General features: G+C 64.2%; 16 protein-coding genes. 8 read left to right on the top strand and 8 right to left on the bottom strand.

Annotated features, from left to right (window positions below; translation table 11 throughout):
- Positions 1 to 117: 117 nt before the first annotated feature.
- Positions 118 to 792 carry a RadC family protein gene (radC, locus tag AB870_RS17765; protein ID WP_047908374.1) on the bottom strand — a complete coding sequence of 225 codons (675 nt, stop codon included), beginning with the start codon at positions 790 to 792 and terminating at the stop codon, positions 118 to 120.
- Positions 793 to 1005: 213 nt separating this feature from the next.
- Between radC and AB870_RS17760 the strand changes: the two genes are divergently transcribed.
- The 7 genes from AB870_RS17760 to AB870_RS17730 all read left to right on the top strand — a co-directional run bounded on the left by AB870_RS17760 (position 1006) and on the right by AB870_RS17730 (position 8228).
- Complete coding sequence (locus tag AB870_RS17760; protein ID WP_047905722.1) at positions 1006 to 1461, top strand: FKBP-type peptidyl-prolyl cis-trans isomerase; 456 nt, start codon at positions 1006 to 1008, stop codon at positions 1459 to 1461.
- Between the two features lie 8 nt (positions 1462 to 1469).
- Positions 1470 to 2444 (top strand): 4-hydroxy-3-methylbut-2-enyl diphosphate reductase, encoded by a 975-nt coding sequence (gene ispH / locus AB870_RS17755; RefSeq protein ID WP_047905721.1) that lies wholly within the window; start codon positions 1470 to 1472, stop codon positions 2442 to 2444.
- Between the two features lie 754 nt (positions 2445 to 3198).
- Positions 3199 to 4407 (top strand): branched-chain amino acid ABC transporter substrate-binding protein, encoded by a 1209-nt coding sequence (locus tag AB870_RS17750; RefSeq protein ID WP_047905720.1) that lies wholly within the window; start codon positions 3199 to 3201, stop codon positions 4405 to 4407.
- A 210-nt stretch (positions 4408 to 4617) separates the two neighbouring features.
- A complete protein-coding gene (locus AB870_RS17745) occupies positions 4618 to 5568 on the top strand; it encodes a branched-chain amino acid ABC transporter permease (protein WP_047905719.1) in 951 nt (316 codons plus the stop codon).
- Between the two features lie 18 nt (positions 5569 to 5586).
- Positions 5587 to 6720, top strand: a complete 1134-nt coding sequence (locus AB870_RS17740) for an ABC transporter permease subunit (RefSeq protein ID WP_047905718.1) — start codon at positions 5587 to 5589, stop codon at positions 6718 to 6720.
- A gap of 21 nt (positions 6721 to 6741) precedes the next feature.
- Complete coding sequence (locus AB870_RS17735) at positions 6742 to 7515, top strand: ABC transporter ATP-binding protein (RefSeq protein WP_047905717.1); 774 nt, start codon at positions 6742 to 6744, stop codon at positions 7513 to 7515.
- Positions 7515 to 8228, top strand: a complete 714-nt coding sequence (locus tag AB870_RS17730) for an ABC transporter ATP-binding protein (protein ID WP_047905716.1) — start codon at positions 7515 to 7517, stop codon at positions 8226 to 8228. The genes AB870_RS17735 and AB870_RS17730 overlap by 1 nt, the downstream gene beginning before the upstream one ends.
- Positions 8229 to 8385: 157 nt before the next feature.
- Here AB870_RS17730 and AB870_RS17725 read toward each other — a convergent pair whose 3' ends face one another.
- From AB870_RS17725 to AB870_RS17710, 4 genes are all read right to left on the bottom strand, one after another.
- Positions 8386 to 8862: a GNAT family acetyltransferase gene (locus tag AB870_RS17725; RefSeq protein WP_174554729.1), complete on the bottom strand. Its 477-nt coding sequence runs from the start codon at positions 8860 to 8862 to the stop codon at positions 8386 to 8388.
- Entirely contained in the window at positions 8859 to 9356 is a 498-nt protein-coding gene (locus tag AB870_RS17720) for a GNAT family N-acetyltransferase (protein WP_047908372.1), read from the bottom strand. The genes AB870_RS17725 and AB870_RS17720 overlap by 4 nt, the downstream gene beginning before the upstream one ends.
- Before the next feature lie 121 nt (positions 9357 to 9477).
- A complete protein-coding gene (locus AB870_RS17715) occupies positions 9478 to 10737 on the bottom strand; it encodes an acetylornithine transaminase (RefSeq protein WP_084663839.1) in 1260 nt (419 codons plus the stop codon).
- A gap of 371 nt (positions 10738 to 11108) precedes the next feature.
- Positions 11109 to 12143, bottom strand: a complete 1035-nt coding sequence (locus AB870_RS17710) for a CDP-6-deoxy-delta-3,4-glucoseen reductase (protein ID WP_047905714.1) — start codon at positions 12141 to 12143, stop codon at positions 11109 to 11111.
- 15 nt (positions 12144 to 12158) lie between these two features.
- Here AB870_RS17710 and AB870_RS17705 point away from each other — a divergent pair, with 15 nt between their 5' ends.
- Positions 12159 to 13310: a Rossmann-fold NAD(P)-binding domain-containing protein gene (locus AB870_RS17705; protein WP_064674863.1), complete on the top strand. Its 1152-nt coding sequence runs from the start codon at positions 12159 to 12161 to the stop codon at positions 13308 to 13310.
- Positions 13311 to 13325: 15 nt separating this feature from the next.
- On the opposite strand, the gene AB870_RS17700 is transcribed toward AB870_RS17705, so the two are convergent.
- The 3 genes from AB870_RS17700 to macA form a co-directional block, all read right to left on the bottom strand.
- Positions 13326 to 14894 carry an efflux transporter outer membrane subunit gene (locus AB870_RS17700; protein WP_053059427.1) on the bottom strand — a complete coding sequence of 523 codons (1569 nt, stop codon included), beginning with the start codon at positions 14892 to 14894 and terminating at the stop codon, positions 13326 to 13328.
- 107 nt (positions 14895 to 15001) lie between these two features.
- On the bottom strand, positions 15002 to 17053 hold the full coding sequence (locus AB870_RS17695; protein WP_047905713.1) for a MacB family efflux pump subunit: 2052 nt from the start codon (positions 17051 to 17053) through the stop codon (positions 15002 to 15004).
- The gene (gene macA, locus AB870_RS17690) at positions 17050 to 18186 is read right to left on the bottom strand and encodes a macrolide transporter subunit MacA (RefSeq protein WP_047908369.1); all 1137 of its coding nucleotides are present in this window, start codon (positions 18184 to 18186) and stop codon (positions 17050 to 17052) included. The genes AB870_RS17695 and macA overlap by 4 nt, the downstream gene beginning before the upstream one ends.
- Positions 18187 to 18376: the final 190 nt, after the last annotated feature.

The following is an 18376-nucleotide window of genomic DNA, read 5'->3' as shown; positions in this document are numbered from 1 at the left end:
ATCATAGCGTAAACGGCGCTCGAATGCGAACCGGCTGCCAAATTTCTGTGCACGGTGTTGTTCGATGTCACATTCGGCGGCGCCGCGTGCGGTGGCGTGCGCCCTATCCCCTCTCCGTCACATTTCGCCGCTCTCGGCGAGCGAGCGGATGGTGTCCCCGGCCACAATGAAGTGATCGAGCAGGCGAATGTCCAGCAACGCCAGCCCGTCGCCCAACTGGCGGGTCAGCGTCAGGTCTGCCGTGCTGGGCACCGGGATCCCCGAGGGGTGATTGTGAGCGACGATGACGGCGGCTGCATGAACGTCGAGCGCAGCCCGGACGATTTCCCTCGGGTATGCGCACGTCTGGGTGAGCGTTCCCTCGAACATGATCCGCGTGCCGATGAGCCGGTGCGCCGCATCGAGAAACAGGCAGACGAAGCGCTCGCGCGACATGTCCTGCAACGTGAGGCGAAGATAGTCGCGAACCCGGGCCGGCGAGTCGAGCATGCAACCCGATTGCAAGCCTTCACGCAGCATGCGCCGCGCCATTTCCAGCGATGCCTGAAACTGAAGGGCCTTGACCTGCCCCAGCCCCGGGAATTGACGCAAGGTCTCGAACGGGGTGGCGAGCAGGCGGGCGAGGGACCCGGTGTGGGTCAGGAGTTCGCGGCCGAGTTCGACGGCGTTGCGTCCGTGCGAGCCGGTTCGCAACAGGATGGCGAGCAACTCGGCATCCGACAGGGCGCCGGGCCCGTGGGCAAGCATTTTTTCGCGGGGGCGCTCGGCCGGTGGCCAATGAGCGATGGACATGACGACTCCGGAGGCGGACACGGTTGCGCGCATGATCGCGGGTGTCACTAATAGAGAAACCCCGGGGGGAGCACCCGGGGGACAGCAAGAGACAACGGGAAGCCACGGAAGAAGAGCCGTCGAGGGGAAAATTCGGGGCTGCTTTCGATGGGGAGCCGGACGCGCAACGCGTCGTCGCTTACAATAATAGCTTGACCTTGCTGTGAGACCCCCATGAGTTCTGTTGCAACCCCCGTGGTTCAAGACAATTCCTATCTGACGCTGCACTACCGGATCGGCGCGCCCGACGGCGCGGATATTGTCAACACTTTCGAAGGCACGCCTGCGACGCTGCAGCTGGGCGGTGGCCAGATGGCGCCCACGCTGGAACACGCAATGCTGGGCATGGCCGTGGGGGAACGTCGCCGCACCGAGCTGGCACCGGAGCAGGCATTCGGCCCGCGCAATCCGGATCTGCTGCAACGCGTCTCGATGAAGACGTTGCAGGAGAACAGCAACTTCGGCGAAGAATATAGCGTTGGCGATCTCGTCGAGTTCAACGCGCCGAGCGGTGGCCGCTATGCGGGCATCCTGCGCGAACTGGGCGACGGCTGGGCATTGTTCGACTTCAATCACCCGCTGGCGGGCCAGCCGATCGTGTTCGAAGTCCAGATTATCGGCATTCTGTAGGAATCGAAATGAGCGCCACCCAAGACGTAGCACCGATGCTGTCGGATGCGGAAATCCTGTTGGCTCAGCCGCGCGGCTTTTGCGCGGGTGTCGACCGCGCGATCGAGATCGTCGAGCGCGCCCTTGCGATGTACGGTGCGCCGATTTATGTGCGTCACGAAATCGTGCACAACGTGTATGTCGTCGAGAATCTGCGCAAGAAGGGCGCGATTTTCATCGAGGAACTGTCGGACGTGCCCCCGGGCAACACGCTGATTTTCAGCGCCCACGGCGTGTCGCAAGCCGTGCGTGCCGAAGCCGAATCGCGCGGACTGCGCATTTTCGACGCCACGTGTCCGCTCGTGACCAAGGTTCACGTGGAGGTCGCGAAAATGCGCGGCCAGGGCCTGGAGATCATCATGATCGGCCACAAGGGGCACCCGGAAGTCGAAGGCACGATGGGGCAATCGGGCGAGGGCATGTTCCTCGTCGAGACGATCGAAGATGTGCTGGCGCTACAAGTGGCGGACGAAAGCAAGCTCGCCTACGTGACGCAGACGACGCTGTCCGTCGACGACGCCGCCGAAGTCATCAACGCGCTCAAGAAGCGTTTCCCCGAAATCACGGAGCCGAAGAAGCAGGACATCTGCTACGCCACGCAGAACCGTCAGGATGCCGTGAAGTTCATGGCGCCGCAGTGCGATGTGGTGGTGGTGGTCGGCAGCCCCAACAGTTCGAACTCGAACCGTTTGCGTGAAGTCGCGGAAAAGATGGGTGTGCCCGCCTATATGGTGGACTCGCCGGATCAACTCAAGCCGGCGTGGTTCGACGGCAAGCGTCGCATCGGCGTGACGGCCGGCGCGTCCGCGCCCGAGGTGCTGGCGCAGTCGATCGTCTCGCGTCTGCGCGAATTGGGGGTCAACCAGGTCAAGGTGCTCGATGGCGTGGAAGAGAACATCGCGTTTCCGCTGCCCAAGGGCCTTACGCCAGTCACGGCAGGATAAGTCCGCGCATCCGCAGGACACCGGCCGGCAGTCACGCCGCGCGGCCGACCGACCGGGGTACCGTCATCGACGGCCCCGGTTTTTTTATGCCTCCTCCCGTTCCGCGTTCGCGGCACATCTCTCCTGCTGTCGCGCCTTACCGGACCCCGCGCGGAATCACGTCGTCAGATTTCATCAGGCAACCTGATGCATGCGCGCTGTCTGCGGGAAAAAGGCTCGCTTCGTGTCCCTCAAAGACCCTTGCGGCTTTTTCGCATTGACGATCGATAATTCGCAACTTTTCCGCGTGTCCGATTTCGGCGGTTTTAACGTCTTGTCAGCCAAAACCGAATGACGGTATTCCCAATTCAACGAATATGGAATTAAGAAAGGAAATGGCCGTCTGGTTTTCCGGAATTTAATTATTTATATGCCTGCTTAATTAGAGCAAACGCTCAAAATACAATGGGCATGCTAATTGCTTACTAATTTGGTATGGCACCGAGGCCCATCAATGGTGCATCGGTTGCACCATGAAGCCGCCCGCGCAGCAGCAAGCGGGTGCGTAAAACCATTCACAAATCCGGGGTTGCGCTTTTGAAAAAACAGGGTTGCACAAGTCGGTATAAAACCTTAGGCCTCCATTATGGAAAACCCTGTGGCTGCGGGCGTCGCAGCCGCAAAGAATGGAGTTACAATGCGCGCGTTTCGCATACGAAACATCGATTTGGCGTTATTGGCGTTATTTAATCGCCGACAATCAGGAGATAATCACATGCAACTCAAGTTCGCGAAGGTACTGCCCGTAGTCGCCGCAGTCACGCTGTTGGCGGCATGCGGCCAGAAAGAAGAAAAGCAGGCCGACTCGGGTGCGGCTTCTGCACCTGCCGCGACGACTGCCGCCAGCGGGGGCGGCGATGCGGTTGTCATTAGGATTGGTCACGTTGCACCGCTGACGGGCCAAATTGCTCACTTGGGCAAAGATAACGAAAACGGTGCACGCCTCGCCATCGAAGAAGCCAACAAGGCCGGTCTGACGATCGACGGCAAGCCGGTGAAGCTGGAACTGGTGGCCGAAGATGACGCCGCCGATCCGAAGACCGCAACGCAGGTTGCCCAGAAGCTCGTCGACGAGAAGGTCGTCGCCGTGGTGGGTCACCTGAACTCGGGCACGACGATTCCGGCATCGAAGATCTATAGCGATGCGGGCATTGTGCAGATCTCGCCGTCGGCCACCAATCCGGCCTACACCCAACAGGGCTTCAAGACGACCTATCGTGTGGTCGCGACCGATGCGCAGCAGGGTCCCGCGCTGGCCAACTACGCGACCAAGTCGCTCAATGCCAAATCGGTGGCCATCGTCGACGACGCGACGGCGTACGGCAAGGGCCTGGCCGACGAGTTCGAGAAGACCGCCAAGGCCAATGGCCTGAAGGTGCTCTCGCACGACGCGACCAACGACAAGGCGACGGACTTCCGCGCCATTCTGACCAAGATCAAGGGTGAGAAGCCGGACATCATCATGTACGGCGGCATGGACGCGACCGGTGGCCCGTTCGCCAAGCAGTCGAAGGAACTGGGTATTGGCGCCAAGGTGCTGGCCGGTGACGGCGTGTGTACCGACAAGGTGGCCGAACTCGCCGGCGACGCCATCGACAACATCGTCTGCTCGGAAGCGGGCATGGCGCTGTCGAAGATGGAAGGCGGCGGCGACTTCTCGAAGCGCTACGAAGCCCGTTACAACCAGCCGATCCAGATCTACGCCCCCTTCACGTATGACGCCGTCAACGTGATCATCGACGCCATGAAGCGCGCCAACTCGGCCGATCCGGCCAAGATCCTGGCCGCCATGCCGGCGACCGATTACAAGGGTGTGATCGGTCACATCGCCTTCGACAGCAAGGGCGACATGAAGGAGCCGGTGATTACGCTCTACAACTACAAGGACAAGAAGAAGAGCGTGCTCGACGTGGTGAAGATGTAACTCCCGGGCGCTCGCGCCATGAAACGGCACCGTTGCCTACCCGTACGGTGCCGTCTCGATATCTGCGGAAAGACGCCGTGCCTGCATGACGGGCACGGCCCTCCTCCTGACACAGGATTACGCCTCATAACCCGCAGTTCTCTCGACCCCCTCGCGCGCCTATCTGGCTAGCGTGTCGAGAGCCCGTTTCCGGGACAAGGAGTTTGCTTCATGGATATTTTTATCCAACAAATCTTGAACGGCCTCGTGCTTGGCAGCGTCTACGCGATCATTGCACTGGGCTATACGATGGTCTACGGCATTCTGGGCATCATCAACTTCGCCCACGCCGACGTGATGATGATCGGCGCGATGGTCGCGCTGTCCACCATCAATCTGCTTCTGAAAGTCGCGCCGGACATGAACCCGGCGCTCATGCTGGCCATTGCCACGCTCGTGTGTATGCCCGTGTGTGCGATCGCCAACTTCGTGATCGAGCGCGTGGCCTACCGGCCGCTGCGTAACGCACCACGGCTCGCGCCGTTGATTACGGCCATCGGCGTCTCGCTGCTCCTGCAAACGATCGCCATGCTGATCTGGTCGCGTAACCCTCTCTCGTTCCCGCAACTGTTGCCCACCGACGCGATGAACGTCATCCCGCCGCGCGGGGACCATCCGGGCGCGGTCACCAACGGCACGGGTATCGTGATCGTGGTCGTGGCCTTCCTGGTCATGTTCGGCCTGACACAACTCGTGAACCGCACCAAGCTGGGGCGCGCCATGCGGGCGACGGCGGAAAACCGCAACGTCGCCGGTCTCATGGGTGTGAACCCGAACTTCGTGATCTCCGCAACCTTCGCCCTTGGCGGCGGCCTCGCCGCGCTCGCCGGTGTGATGATGGCCTCGAACTACGGTAACGCGCACTTCTACATGGGTTTCATCCCCGGCATGAAGGCGTTCACCGCCGCCGTGCTTGGCGGTATCGGCAACCTGCAAGGGGCCATGGTCGGCGGCGTGCTGCTGGGCCTTATCGAAGCGCTGGGCGCGGGGTACATCGGCGATCTGACCGGTGGCGTGTTCGGCAGTAACTATCAGGACGTATTCGCTTTCGTCGTGCTGATCGTCGTGCTGGTGTTCCGTCCGAGCGGTCTGCTTGGCGAGCGCGTGGCCGATCGTGCGTAAAACGGGAGGATCGACATCATGAATCAACCCGTACCTGCCGCCAACGGCGCTACGCAAATCTCCGCGGCCGCCGCGACCCGCAAGGCGTATCGCGGTCTCGCGTTCTTCCTCATCGCGGCTATCATCGCGCCCGTGCTCGTCGGCTATGCCGGGGGCAACTACTGGGTGCGCGTGCTGGATTTCGCGCTGCTCTATATCATGCTCGCGCTGGGCCTGAACATCGTGGTGGGCTTCGCCGGTCTGCTCGATCTGGGTTACATCGCGTTCTATGCCGTGGGTGCGTACGTCACCGCTTTCCTCAGTTCACCGCATCTCACGACCCAGTTCGAGTGGATCGGGCATCTGTTCCCCGCCGGGCTGCACGTGCCGGTTTGGTTCACGATTCCGATCGGTGCGGCGATCGCGGCGATCTTCGGCATCCTGCTCGGGGCGCCCACGCTGCGCTTGCGCGGCGATTATCTGGCCATCGTGACGCTCGGCTTCGGCGAGATCATCCGCATCTTCATGAACAACCTCGATCGGCCGGTCAATATCACGAACGGCCCGAAGGGGATCACCGGCATCCAGCCAGCCTCCCTGTTCGGCTTCGATTTTTCGAAGGCCCACGAATTCTTCGGGTTCAAGGTCAGCTCGGTGTACATGTATTACTACCTGTTCGTGTTCCTCGCGTTGCTCATTGCGTTCGTCTGCGTACGCTTGCAGCACTCGCGCATCGGGCGCGCATGGGTTGCCATTCGTGAAGACGAAATCGCCGCCAAGGCGATGGGCATCAACACGCGCAACATCAAGCTGCTCGCGTTCGCCATGGGCGCGTCGTTCGGTGGTGTGGCAGGTGGCATGTTCTCCGCGTTCCAGGGCTTTGTCTCGCCAGAGTCGTTCACTTTCTGGGAGTCGATCGTCGTGCTCTCGATGGTGGTGCTCGGCGGCATGGGCCACATTCCGGGCGTGATTCTGGGCGGTGTGCTGCTCTCGGCGTTCCCCGAGATCCTGCGCTCGACCATGGGCCCGTTGCAGATGAAGTTGTTCGGCACCGTCATCGTCGATCCCGAAGTGATCCGGCAATTGCTGTACGGTCTGGCCATGATTCTCATCATGCTGTACCGTCCGGCCGGCCTGTGGCCGTCGCCGCGTCCGGAAGAGCGGACTCTGTAAGCCGAGGGAGATGACCTGAATATGAGCGAACAAATTCTTCTGTCCGTCAAGGGCGTGAACAAGCGCTTCGGCGGTCTGCAAGCCCTCACCGATGTGGGCCTGGAGATCGAGCCGGGGCAGATTTACGGGCTGATCGGCCCGAACGGTGCGGGCAAGACCACGTTCTTCAACGTGATTACCGGCCTTTACACACCGGACTCCGGCGAATTCAGGCTCGACGGCGCGGCCTACAAGCCGACCGCCGTGCATGAAGTGGCGAAGGCCGGCATTGCGCGCACCTTTCAGAACATTCGTCTGTTTGGCGGCATGACCGTCATCGAAAACGTGATGGTGGGGCGTCACGTGCGTACGAAGATGGGGGTGATCGGCGCGATTGTGCGCCACCCCGGCGCGAAGGCCGAAGAGCGCGCCATCCGTGACCGCGCGATGGAGTTGCTGGAGTACGTGGGCGTGGCGAAGTACGCCAACTACACGGCGGCGAACCTCTCGTACGGGCACCAGCGGCGTCTGGAGATTGCCCGTGCCCTCGCCACCGACCCGAAGCTGCTCGCATTGGACGAACCGGCCGCCGGCATGAACGCCACGGAGAAGGTCGAACTGCGCGGTCTGCTCGACAAGATCCGCAGCGACGGCCGCACGATTCTGCTCATCGAGCACGACGTGAAGCTGGTGATGGGGTTGTGCAACCGCATGACGGTGCTCGATTACGGCAAGGTGATTGCCGAAGGTTTGCCGCAGGACGTCCAGAAGAATCCGGCGGTGATTGAAGCGTATCTGGGTTCGGGAGGCCATTGATGAGCGCAATGTTGACGATCAAGGGCCTGAAAGTCGCTTACGGCGGGATCAAGGCGGTCAAGGGTATCGACCTGAACATTCAGCCGGGTGAGCTGGTGACGCTCATCGGTGCGAACGGTGCAGGCAAAACGACCACCATGAAGGCCATCACGGGCCTGTTGCCGTGGGCCGAGGGCGACATCGAGTATCTGGGCAAGTCGATCCGCGGTGTGAAGGCGTTCGATCTGCTCAAGCAGGGGCTGGCGATGGTGCCGGAAGGCCGCGGCATCTTCACGCGCATGACCATTCTCGAGAACATGCAGATGGGGGCGTATCTGCGCAACGACAACGCGGGCATCAAGCAGGACGTCGACAAGATGTTCGGTATCTTTCCGCGTCTGAAGGAGCGCAGGGATCAACTCGCGGGCACGCTCTCGGGTGGCGAACAGCAGATGCTTGCGATGGCGCGTGCGCTGATGAGCCAGCCCAAGCTGTTGTTGCTCGACGAGCCGTCGATGGGTCTCTCGCCGATCATGGTCGAGAAGATTTTCGAAGTGGTGCGCACCGTCTCGGCAGAGGGGGTGACGGTGCTGCTCGTGGAGCAGAACGCACGTCTGGCGCTGCAAGCCGCGCACCGTGGCTATGTGATGGACAGCGGGCTGGTCACCATGACGGGCGATGCGAAAGACATGCTCGACGATCCGAAGGTGCGTGCCGCGTATCTTGGGGAGTGAGCCCGGGAGCGGCGAGGGCCGGCGTACGCAAGTCCGCCGATCCATCGCGCGTTGAGGTGGAGAGCGTCAGGCAGGGGGCGCCGGAGGCAACTTCCGGCGCCCTTTGCCGTTTTGACGAACCGGCGACGTGCGGCTTCGCGTGCCGCACGGGCGACAACTACGGCGCCGCCGCCGCCGCCGTCGACGCGACCGGCAAGCGCTTGCCGAGACACACGACGTCATCGGCGGCATAACCGTGCGCGCGGTAGAAAGCCAGCGCCCCGCGCGATTGCGTGAGCACTTGCAGATTGAGCTTGAGGCAGCCGCGCGCGGCCAGCGCCACCTCTGCATGCCGCAGCAGTGCGCTGGCCACACCGCGGCGGCGCAATGCCGAGCTTACCGCGAGCGAATAAACCCAACCCCGATGACCGTCGTAGCCGGCCATCACCGTGCCCACGACCTTGCGATCGCGCACTGCGACGAAGAACAGACCGTCGTGCATGGCGACCTTGTTGGCGATCGAGCGGCGCGGTTCGCGATGCGGCTTGTCCGTGCGGTTGTACTCCGGAAATGCTTCGCGCCAGAGTGCGATCACCGCGTCGGTGTCCGAGTCGTCGAAGGTGCGCAGATGAATGTCGGCGGGCATGCGGTTCATGGGGTGTCCTGTTTGCCGGTGTAGATGTCGGGCCGATGGATCTGCATCATCTTGTTGACGGGGCCGAGCGGCTCGAAGCCATACCGCGCGTAGAGGCCGGTGGCATCGGTGGTGGCGAGCAGGAAACGGCGCAGCCCTTGCAGGGCGGGATGGGCAAGCACGTCTTCGCACAGCCGCTTGCCGATACCGAGCCCGCGCATCGACGGCTCGACGAACACGTCCGCCAGGTAGGCGAACGTGGCGTGATCGGTGATCACGCGGGCGAAACCTACCTGACGTGCCGGTCCCCCTTCGACCTGGGTGGCATACGCGCCGAAGCACAGCGAGTGACTGATGGCGCGCATGAGGGTATTGCGTGGAATGTCCTGTGCCCAGTGCGTTTGTGTCGACAGGGCGTGATGGATGAAGCCGATGTCGAGCCGTGCCGGATCGGACGAAATTTCGACGATGGCGTCGGCGGGGGATGTGATCTGTCCCTGACTCAGGTCTTTCATCGATGGATTCTCCTCTGAGATGTCCGGCGTGCTCGCCATGTGCAATCCGGGCGAGCGTCGGCGGACGTTAGGTAGGCAATGCGTTACCACTTGCCTGACGTGACGTGACGAGCGCCGGCGCTCAGGCGTGCCTGGCGAGCAACGTGTCGAGCATCGTCAGCATCTGATCGATTTCCTCGCGGCTCACGTTCAGTGCCGGCATGAAGCGCAGCAGGTTGGGGCGTGCCGAGTTGAGCAGCAGCCCGTCCGGTCCCATGTCGCGTGCTGCGTCGACCAGTTGCGGCCCGATGTCGCGCCCGAGCAGCAGCGCGCGCAGCAGACCGGCGCCCCGTTCGCCCTGCCCGCCGTAGCGCGAGGACAGATGCTGCAATCCGGCGCTCAGATAATCGGCTTGCGCACGCACGAATTCGAGGAAACCGGGCGAGCTGAGCGTGCGCATCACGGCCAGGCCCACCGCGCACATCAGCGGATTGCCGTTATACGTGCCGCCCTGATCGCCGGGCTGGAAGACGGCGAACTCGTCGCCACAGAGCATCGCGGCGAGCGGCACGCCGCCGCCGATGCCTTTGCCGAGGGTGACGATGTCCGGAACGATGTCGTTTTGCTGATACGAGAACATCGTGCCCGTGCGCCCGCAGCCCGTTTGCACCTCGTCGACGATCAGGAGCAGCCCGCGTTGCTTCGTCAGTTCGCGCAGCGCCTTCATGAAGGCGTCGGTGGCGGGGACCACGCCGGCTTCGCCCTGAACCGGTTCGAGCATGACGGCGACGGTGTCCGGGCCGAGCAGCGCTTCGACCGACGCGATGTCGTTGAGCTCGGCCTTCGGAAAGCCCGGCACCTGAGGGGCGAAGATCCTGTCCCAGCCGGGCTTGCCGCTCGCGGACATCGTGGCGAGCGTGCGGCCGTGGAACGCGTTGTTGAACGTAATGATCTCGTAGCGTGCGCCGCCGGCGGCGTTCGGATGCCGTTGCCCCCACTTGCGGGCGAGCTTGATGGCGCTCTCGTTCGCCTCGGCGCCGCTGTTGGCGAAGAAGACCTTGCCCAGGCCGGAGAGCTTCGTGAGCAGGTCGGCCAGTTCGATCATCGGCAGGTTGTAATACGCCGGACTCGGATTGAGCAGCAGCGCGCCCTGCGTGGCGAGCGCGTCGCGCATTACCGGGTGGCAGTGGCCGAGGCTGTTCACGGCCCAGCCCTGGATGAAGTCGAGGTATCGCTTGCCTTCGTGGTCGTACAGCCAACCGCCCTTGCCGTGCGTGAATACGAGTTCGGGACGCGTGGTAATGGGCAGCAACGCCTGCGTGGGGTACTCGGCAAACTTGGCGTGGCGAGCGGCCTTGGGCGAGTTGGACGGCGCGGCGGCGGACGAGGGTGCAAGCGACATGACGGTCTCCGGAGGGCGAAGGGAAAAGAGACGGGAAATAAAAAAAGCCACGGGGGGTGCCCGTGGCTTCGCTGTGCTTGAGAACTTGCGTTGTTATCGCAGTCGATAGCGTGCCGCGCGGCATCCCGGTTGGGGCAGCGTGCGGCGACGTCGGATCGAGGCGATGGCAATCAGGTTCATGTCGGCAAGCATAAGGCGGTGACGCGACGCTTGTCAAAGGGAATGCACGGACTGTGGTTTGCATGCATCTTTCGCACGTCCCTTCGACGTGGCGGGACTCTCACGGTCGTTGGCGTCGCGCTTCGCGCCGCGAAGCCCTTCGGGCGCGGCGCATGGTGCGCCCCTGCGGCCGTGTCTCGCGGCGTTGTCCGTCAGTCTCCGCCGCCGGGGTTGTCGGCTTCGGTGGTGAAGGCATCGGCGAAGAACGCGTCTTCCGGCAATTGATGGTGGGCGATGAAATCGCGGCGAGCCGACTCGACCATCACCGGCGCACCGCAGGCATATACCTCGTACCCCGACATGTCCGCAATGTCTTCGGCCACGGCGCGGTGCACGAAGCCCGTGCGGCCTTCCCAGCGGTCGTCCGGCGCGGCTTCCGAGAGTACCGGCACGAACTTGAAGTTCGGGATCTCGCGCGCCCACCGTTGCGCGAGATCGAGCATGTAGATGTCCTTGAGCTGACGCGCGCCCCAATAAAGCGTCATTGGACGCTCAAGCCCCTTGTGCACGGCATGTTCGACGATGGCCTTGATCGGTGCGAAGCCGGTGCCCGAGGCGAGCAGCACGATCGGCTTCTCGGAGTCTTCACGCAGGAAGAACGTGCCGAGCGGACCCTCGAAGCGCAGGATTTCGCGCTCCTTCATCGTGTTGAACACATGATCGGTAAACACGCCGCCGGGCATGTGGCGCAGGTGCAGTTCGAGGAAACCTTCTTCGTGCGGCGCGGTGGCCATGGAGTAGCTGCGGCGGCGACCGTCCTTGAGGATGAATTCGATGTATTGCCCGGCGAGATATTGGAAGCGCTCGTTGGCGGGCAGTTGAAGGCGCATCACGATGACGTCGTCGGCGCGGCGCTCCAGTGCGTTCACACGGCACGGCAGGCGTTTGACCGGAATGTCGCCGATGCCTTTGACCTCGCGCGACTCGATGACGAGATCGCCCTGGGTGTGGGCGCAGCAGAGCAGGGCGAACCCGCGCGTTTCTTCGTCCTTGGAAAGTGCCGAGCTCGAGTGTGCGCCGTGCTCGACGGTGCCCTCGACCAGCCTGGCCTTGCATGAGCCGCAACCGCCGTTCTTGCACCCGTAGGGCAGGCCGATGCCTTGACGCAACGCGGCGCTGAGTACGGCCTCGCCGTCTTCGACCTGGAACTCGCGCCCGCTCGGCACGAGGGTAACGTTGTAAGCCATACTACAATCCGAAAAATGAAAAAACCGTCCAAACCCTTCGGCCGTCCGCGCCTGTTGATCGTGGGCTGCGGCGATGTCGGCATGCGTGCGTTGCCGGCTCTCGTCGAGCGCTTTCGCGTCTTTGCCGTGACTTCCAGCGATGCTCGTCATGCGGTCTTGCGTGCGGCGGGCGCGGTGCCTGTCCTCGCCAATCTGGACGACGCGGCGAGCCTGCATCGCATTGGCCGTCTGGCCCCGCGGGTGTTGCATCTGGCGCCCCCCGCAGCCGTCGCCGGCGGTGGCACGCAGGACTGGCGGACACGCCGTTTGCGCGCTGCGCTGAACCGGCCGTCGAAACCCGATATTGTACCCGAGGGGGGGCATGCCGCCTTGTCACGACTGGCGGGCGGACCTCGCCGGGTTCTCGTCTATGCGAGCACCAGCGGGGTCTATGGCGACTGTGGAGGCGCCTATGTGGACGAGACCCGCACGCCGATGCCGCGTTCACCGCGCGGCCAGCGCCGGGTCGATGCCGAGCGGACGGTGCGCAGCCTGGGACGTGCGTCGTTCCATGCGCGCAATCCGCGTCGTTTGCTCAAGGCCGGTGCGGCGCGTGCCAGAGTGCCGGGCGCCGTCGCGGCATTTGGCACGCGTGCGTCGTGGCGCCGAACCGAGCGCGCCCGTGTGGGGTGGCGGGCTTCGATCGTGCGCATACCGGGAATTTACGCGGCGCAGCGTTTGCCGCTGGCGCGGCTGCAAAGGGGCACCCCCGCGTTGCAGGCCTCGGACGACGTGTACACCAACCACATCCATGCCGACGATCTCGCGGCGATCCTGATTCGCGCGATGTGGCGCGGCAAGGCGCAGCGCATCGTGCACGCGAGCGACGACACCGACTGGCGCATGGGCGAGTACTTCGACCATGTCGCGCAGGCCTTCGGGTTGCCGCGACCCCCACGCGTGAGCCGGCAGGAGGCCGCGCGGGTGCTGGAGCCGACGTTGCTGTCCTTCATGTCCGAGTCGCGGCGTCTGGCCAACACGCGGCTCAAGCGCGAACTCGGATACCGGCTGAAATATCCCGACGTGGCGGCGCTGCTGGCGACGCTCACGCCCACCCCGCCAGCCGGGCCGGTCACACCGGCGGTGCCGTCCAACGTCGCTCCGGGATCCTCGTCCGGCATCGCCTGAGCCGTTTCGACGGCGTCAGCCGTCATGGCCCAGTGTGCCGCCCAGCGCCTTGACGAGCGAGAGCGTCGCATCGATCTGATCGAGCCGCGACTGCGCGGCGTTGCGACGCGCCTGACGCGCGAGCCGCTGGGCGTCGAGCCAGGTTTGCAGGTCGATGTCCCCGGCGCGATAGCGTGCCCCGGACAGGGCGGCGGCCCGTTGCGCCAGTGCGGCGGCGCTGGCGAGCGAGGCGTACTGCGACGCCGTTCGTTCGCGCGCGCTGAGGGCGTCTTCGACTTCCGTCAACGCCGTGAGAAGCGTGCTGCGAAAGGCGATGACGGATTGTTCGTAGTCGTTGCGAGCGAGCGCCGTGGTAAAGCGTGCCGTCTGGACTTGCAGGAACGGCAGGGCAATCGATGCCGCGAGCGTACCGACCGGATTGGCGAGCAAACGCGAGAGCGAATCGCTGCCGGTCGTGGCCGTGCCGTTGAGCGTGAGAGACGGATAGAACAGGCGTGCGGCGTCGACGTCGGCCAGCCGGGCGCGCACGCGGGTCTCCGCGGCGGCCAGATCGGGACGATGGGCGAGCAGCGACGCCGGCAATCCTGGCGCGACGTCCGGCAAGCGGGCGGGCGCGAGCGACTCGCTTTCCGCAAAGCGTGTTTGCGCGGGACGCCCCAGCGCATTGGCGAGCGCATGCCGTGCGACGTCCCGAAGCCGCTCCCATTGCGCCAGCGCGCCGGCGAGCGCATCGCGATCCTGCTGCGCCTGCACCGGGTCGAGCGCCGACACCGATCCTGCCCGGTGACGTGCATCCACCAGCGCCACGACACGATTCGCGGCGTCGAGATCTTCCGCCGCGCTTTGCACGTTCTCGTTGAGGTAGGCCACGCGCCAGTAGAGCGACGCCACCTGGCTCGAGAGCGACAATGCGGCGGCGCGCCGGTCCCACGCGCTCGCGGCGGCCTGCCAGTGGGCCGCATCGCGCTGCGCGGCGAGCTTGTTCCAGAGATCGATTTCGTAGCTGATGCCGAGACTGGCGCCGGACGTCGTGCGTGTCTGACCATCGGAGGCGAGGGCCGCTTTTCCGCCATCGAGCGAGCGCGATTTGGCTGCGGTGACGTTGCCGGCGAACTGCGGCCAGCGATTGGCCGCGCTCAGCCCGGCTTGTAGCGCGTCGCGATCCGCTTGCAGCGCCTTGAGCGCGAGGGCGGGGCTGCCGGCGAGTGCCTGAGCGACGAGCGTATCGAGCCGGGGTTCGCCGAAGGCGCGCCACCACGGCTGAAGATCGGCCTGAAGACCGGCCCGAAGACTGGCATCGTGCGACGTCGCCGCCTGTGGGGCGCTGGCGTGGCTCGGACTGCCGGCGCTACGTGTTGTGTCTTGCCCGTCGATGGGCGCGCGAAACTGCGCCGGGAGGGGAAGCGCCGGACGTTCATAGTCCGTACGTGTGAGGGCGCATCCCGAAAGCAGAAGGGCCGTGGCCGCCATGCTCAGCGTACGAACGTGCCATTGCGGGATCGGAGCGGCGCGTCGCGCGCGGCGTGAAGAAGACGTGCAGTGAAGAATGAAACGAGGAATGAAACGGAAAATGAAGCGCGTCATGCGTCATCGAATCGATCAAAAAGACCCCCGCGCGCGACACCGAATCGCGCGCGGGGTATAAAAGCCATCCCGAGCCTGAGGGGGCGCCACGGGACGGCGGGGGGCAATCATTCACGCGCCAGTGCATCCACCGGATCGAGCCGCGCGGCACTGCGCGCGGGCAGCCAGCCGCTGAGCATGCCGATCGTGCAGGCACAGGCGAGCGCAGCGGCGAACGTGTTGACGGAGAACACCACGGCGACTTGCGGCACGAAGGTCGACACCAGCCAGCCGATGGCGTAGGACAGCGCGACACCTATGGCACCGCCCATCAGACAGACGAGCACCGCTTCGATGAGGAACTGCCGGAGAATGTCCTGACGTCGCGCGCCGATGGCGCGTCGAATGCCGATCTCGCGGGTGCGTTCCGTGACCGAGACCAGCATGATGTTCATCACGCCAATGCCGCCCACCACAAGCGAAATCAGCGCGACGAATGACAGCAACAGCGTCAGCATCTGGCTCGTGCGCGAGATCGACTTCACGATCGTGTCCATGTTGAACGTGAAAAAGTCCTTGCGACCATGCGCGCGCGTGAGTGCGCGAATGATCCCCGCTTCGGCGGCCGCGGGCGGATGCCCGTCGACAATGCGCACCGTGATCGATTCCAGATGCTGCTGACCGGCAAGACGGCTCGCGACCGTCGTCCATGGCACGTATACGTTGAGCGAACGGCTGACGAACATCGACGAGCGGTCCCGCACCACGCCGATGACCCGTAGCGGGAGCGATCCGGCCAGCACGATCTTGCCGACCGGATCGCCGCCGTTGGGCATCAGCTTCCTGAGCGTGTTCTCGCCGAGCAGCGCGACCTGTGCCTGCCGCTCGATCTCGCTCTCGTCGAAGCTTCGGCCCCGCGCAAGCTTCAGGCCGTTCGCGCGCATGAAATCGGCGCCTTCGCCGTGCACTTGCGCGTCGGTGTCGAGGCGTCCGAAGCGCATGCGCACGGTGCGCGGGCCGACTTGCGCCGTCACGCTGTCCGTGTACGGTTGCGCGGCGAGCAGCATGGCATCGCGTGGGAGCAGCGTTCGGATTTCCGCGGCCTTGTCGTCGTTGAAATCCCTGCCGCGCAGCACCGTGATCGTGTTCGGGGCGATGTTGCCGATGTCGTCGAGCACACGGCGCTTCGTGCCTTCGCCGATCGCCGAGAGCGACACCACCGACGTGATGCCGATGATGATGCCGAGCATCGTCAGGCCGGTGCGTAATCGATGCGACGCCAGGGCGTGCCATGCCATCGCGAGACTCTCCGAGAACGTCGGCCAGCCGCTCATCCAGCGAGCGAGCCGGTGACGTTGCGACGCGGGTGGGGACGGCGAGGCCGGGGACGACGCGAACGAGATCGGCGACGCCGATGATGTCGAGGTCGAGGACGAGGCATCGCCGGGGCCGCCCCGTGTGGGCGCATCGACGTCGCGCGGCGTTTCGTTGACGCCATCCCACCTGACGCGTCCGTCTGCGATTTCGATGACGCGTTGCGCCCAGGCGGCGACACCGGGATCGTGCGTGACGAGGATGATCGTATGTCCGCGCGCATGCAGTTCGCGCAGGATACGCATGACTTCCAGCCCGCTGTGGCTGTCGAGTGCACCGGTCGGCTCGTCCGCGAGGATGATGTCGCCGCCATTCATCAGCGCGCGGGCGATACTCACGCGTTGCTGCTGGCCGCCCGACATTTGCGCGGGGCGATGAGACAGATGCTTGCCCAGGCCAAGCCGTTCGAGCAAGGCGGCCGAGCGCGGCGAGCGCTGCGCACGGGCCATGCCCGCGTACACGGCCGGGACTTCCACGTTCCCTTGCGCCGTGAGATGCCCCATCAGGTGATAGCGCTGAAAGATGAAGCCGAAGTATTCGCGGCGAAGTTTGGCGAGGGCGTCGTCGGACAGCGACGCGACGTCGTGACCGTCGATTTCGTAGCGCCCGCCGGTGGCGCGGTCGAGGCAGCCCAGTACGTTCATCAGCGTCGACTTGCCGGAGCCGGACGGTCCCATGATCGCGACCATCTCGCCGCGCCGGATTTCCAGTTCGACGTCGCGCAGCACGGTGACGGCGCCGACGCCTTCACCGAAGGTCCGGGAGATGCCCGACAGGCGCAGCAGGGGCGCGGCGGCGTTCGTCACAGCAGCGTTCCCGAGTCGCTTGCGCCGGGCGGAGGTGCGTCGGCCGGATCGGCGGTCACGACGCGCTCGCCCTCCGACAGGCCGTCGAGCGCCTGGGCCGTGAGGCGGTTGTCGAGTCCGACCTTGACCCAGCGTGGGTGAGCGTTGCCTTTCGCGTCGAGCACGCGTACACGATAGCGGCCGTCGGCGCGTTTTTCGCCGAGCGCGACCGAGGGAAACGTAAGCACGTTCGACACATGCGCGCTGACGATGGACACCTGCGCGGTCATGTCGGGGCGCAGCACGCCGTCCGGATTCGGCACATCGAAAAGCGCATTGAAAAAGATGGCGTTGTTGATTTTCTCCGGAGACGGCTGAATTACGCGCAGCTTTCCTTCGTAGCGCTTTTCCGGCGCACCGAGAATATTGAAGTAGACCGGCTGACCGGCGCGAATGCGCACGACGTCGGCTTCCGAGACCTGAGCGCGAATCGTCATCATCGAGAGATCGGCGATTTTCAGGATGGTGGGGATCTGATAGATCGCGGTCACCGTTTGGCCTTCCTGCGTGGTGATCGCGGTGACCGTGCCGCTAATCGGCGCGGTGATCCGGGTGTAGGAAAGATGGGTTCGCGCTTTGTCGACTTTGACTTTTTGCTGACCGATCTGCGAGTCGAGCGATGCGAGTTCGGCGGCGAGTGCGTCGGCTTCGGTACGGGCTTTCTCGAGATCGCGCGGCGACGTCGCATCATCGCGGGCCAATTGGCGTTGGCGGGCGAGTTCGCGATCCGCCTGCGCGTGGCGAATCGACCGGGCGCGCCTGTCGGCCGCGAGCGTGGTGAGTCCGGCGTTGGCTTCACGCAAGTCGTTTTCGCTGGAGGTCGGATCGATTTCGGCGAGGAGTTGTCCTTTCGAGACGGTATCGCCGAGTACGACCTTGAGCGAGCGAAGCTGGCCGTTGGCCTGCGAGCCGACTTCGACCTGCTTGATGGGTTGGAGGACCCCGGTGGCGAGCACGGCGTCTTCGAGATCGTTGCGGACCACCTTGGCGAAGAGGAACGCGGGCGGTTTGGGGCGCGGCCAATACCAGGTGGCCAGGCCGATGAGCAGGGCGACGGTCACCGCAGCGATCTTGCGACGGCGTGTGCGGAACAGTGAAGAAAAAAGCATCATTGAGCGTACGGATACCGCGCCGGAAGATGGCGTGCGGAATAGAGAGCGTGGCCCGATGCTAAACAAAGGTGCGCAAACGAACTGTTTTCAGTTGTTGACACTTTGTGAACAGAGATGACGCGAGAAGCAAGGCAGGCGTGGCGCGAGCCGTAGGGGGAAATGTGGAGAAGCG

The organism is Pandoraea faecigallinarum (assembly GCF_001029105.3).
Classification (GTDB): domain Bacteria; phylum Pseudomonadota; class Gammaproteobacteria; order Burkholderiales; family Burkholderiaceae; genus Pandoraea; species Pandoraea faecigallinarum.
The sequence above is the reverse complement of the archived record's forward strand: the minus strand, read 5'-3'. Positions and strand labels throughout refer to the sequence as shown.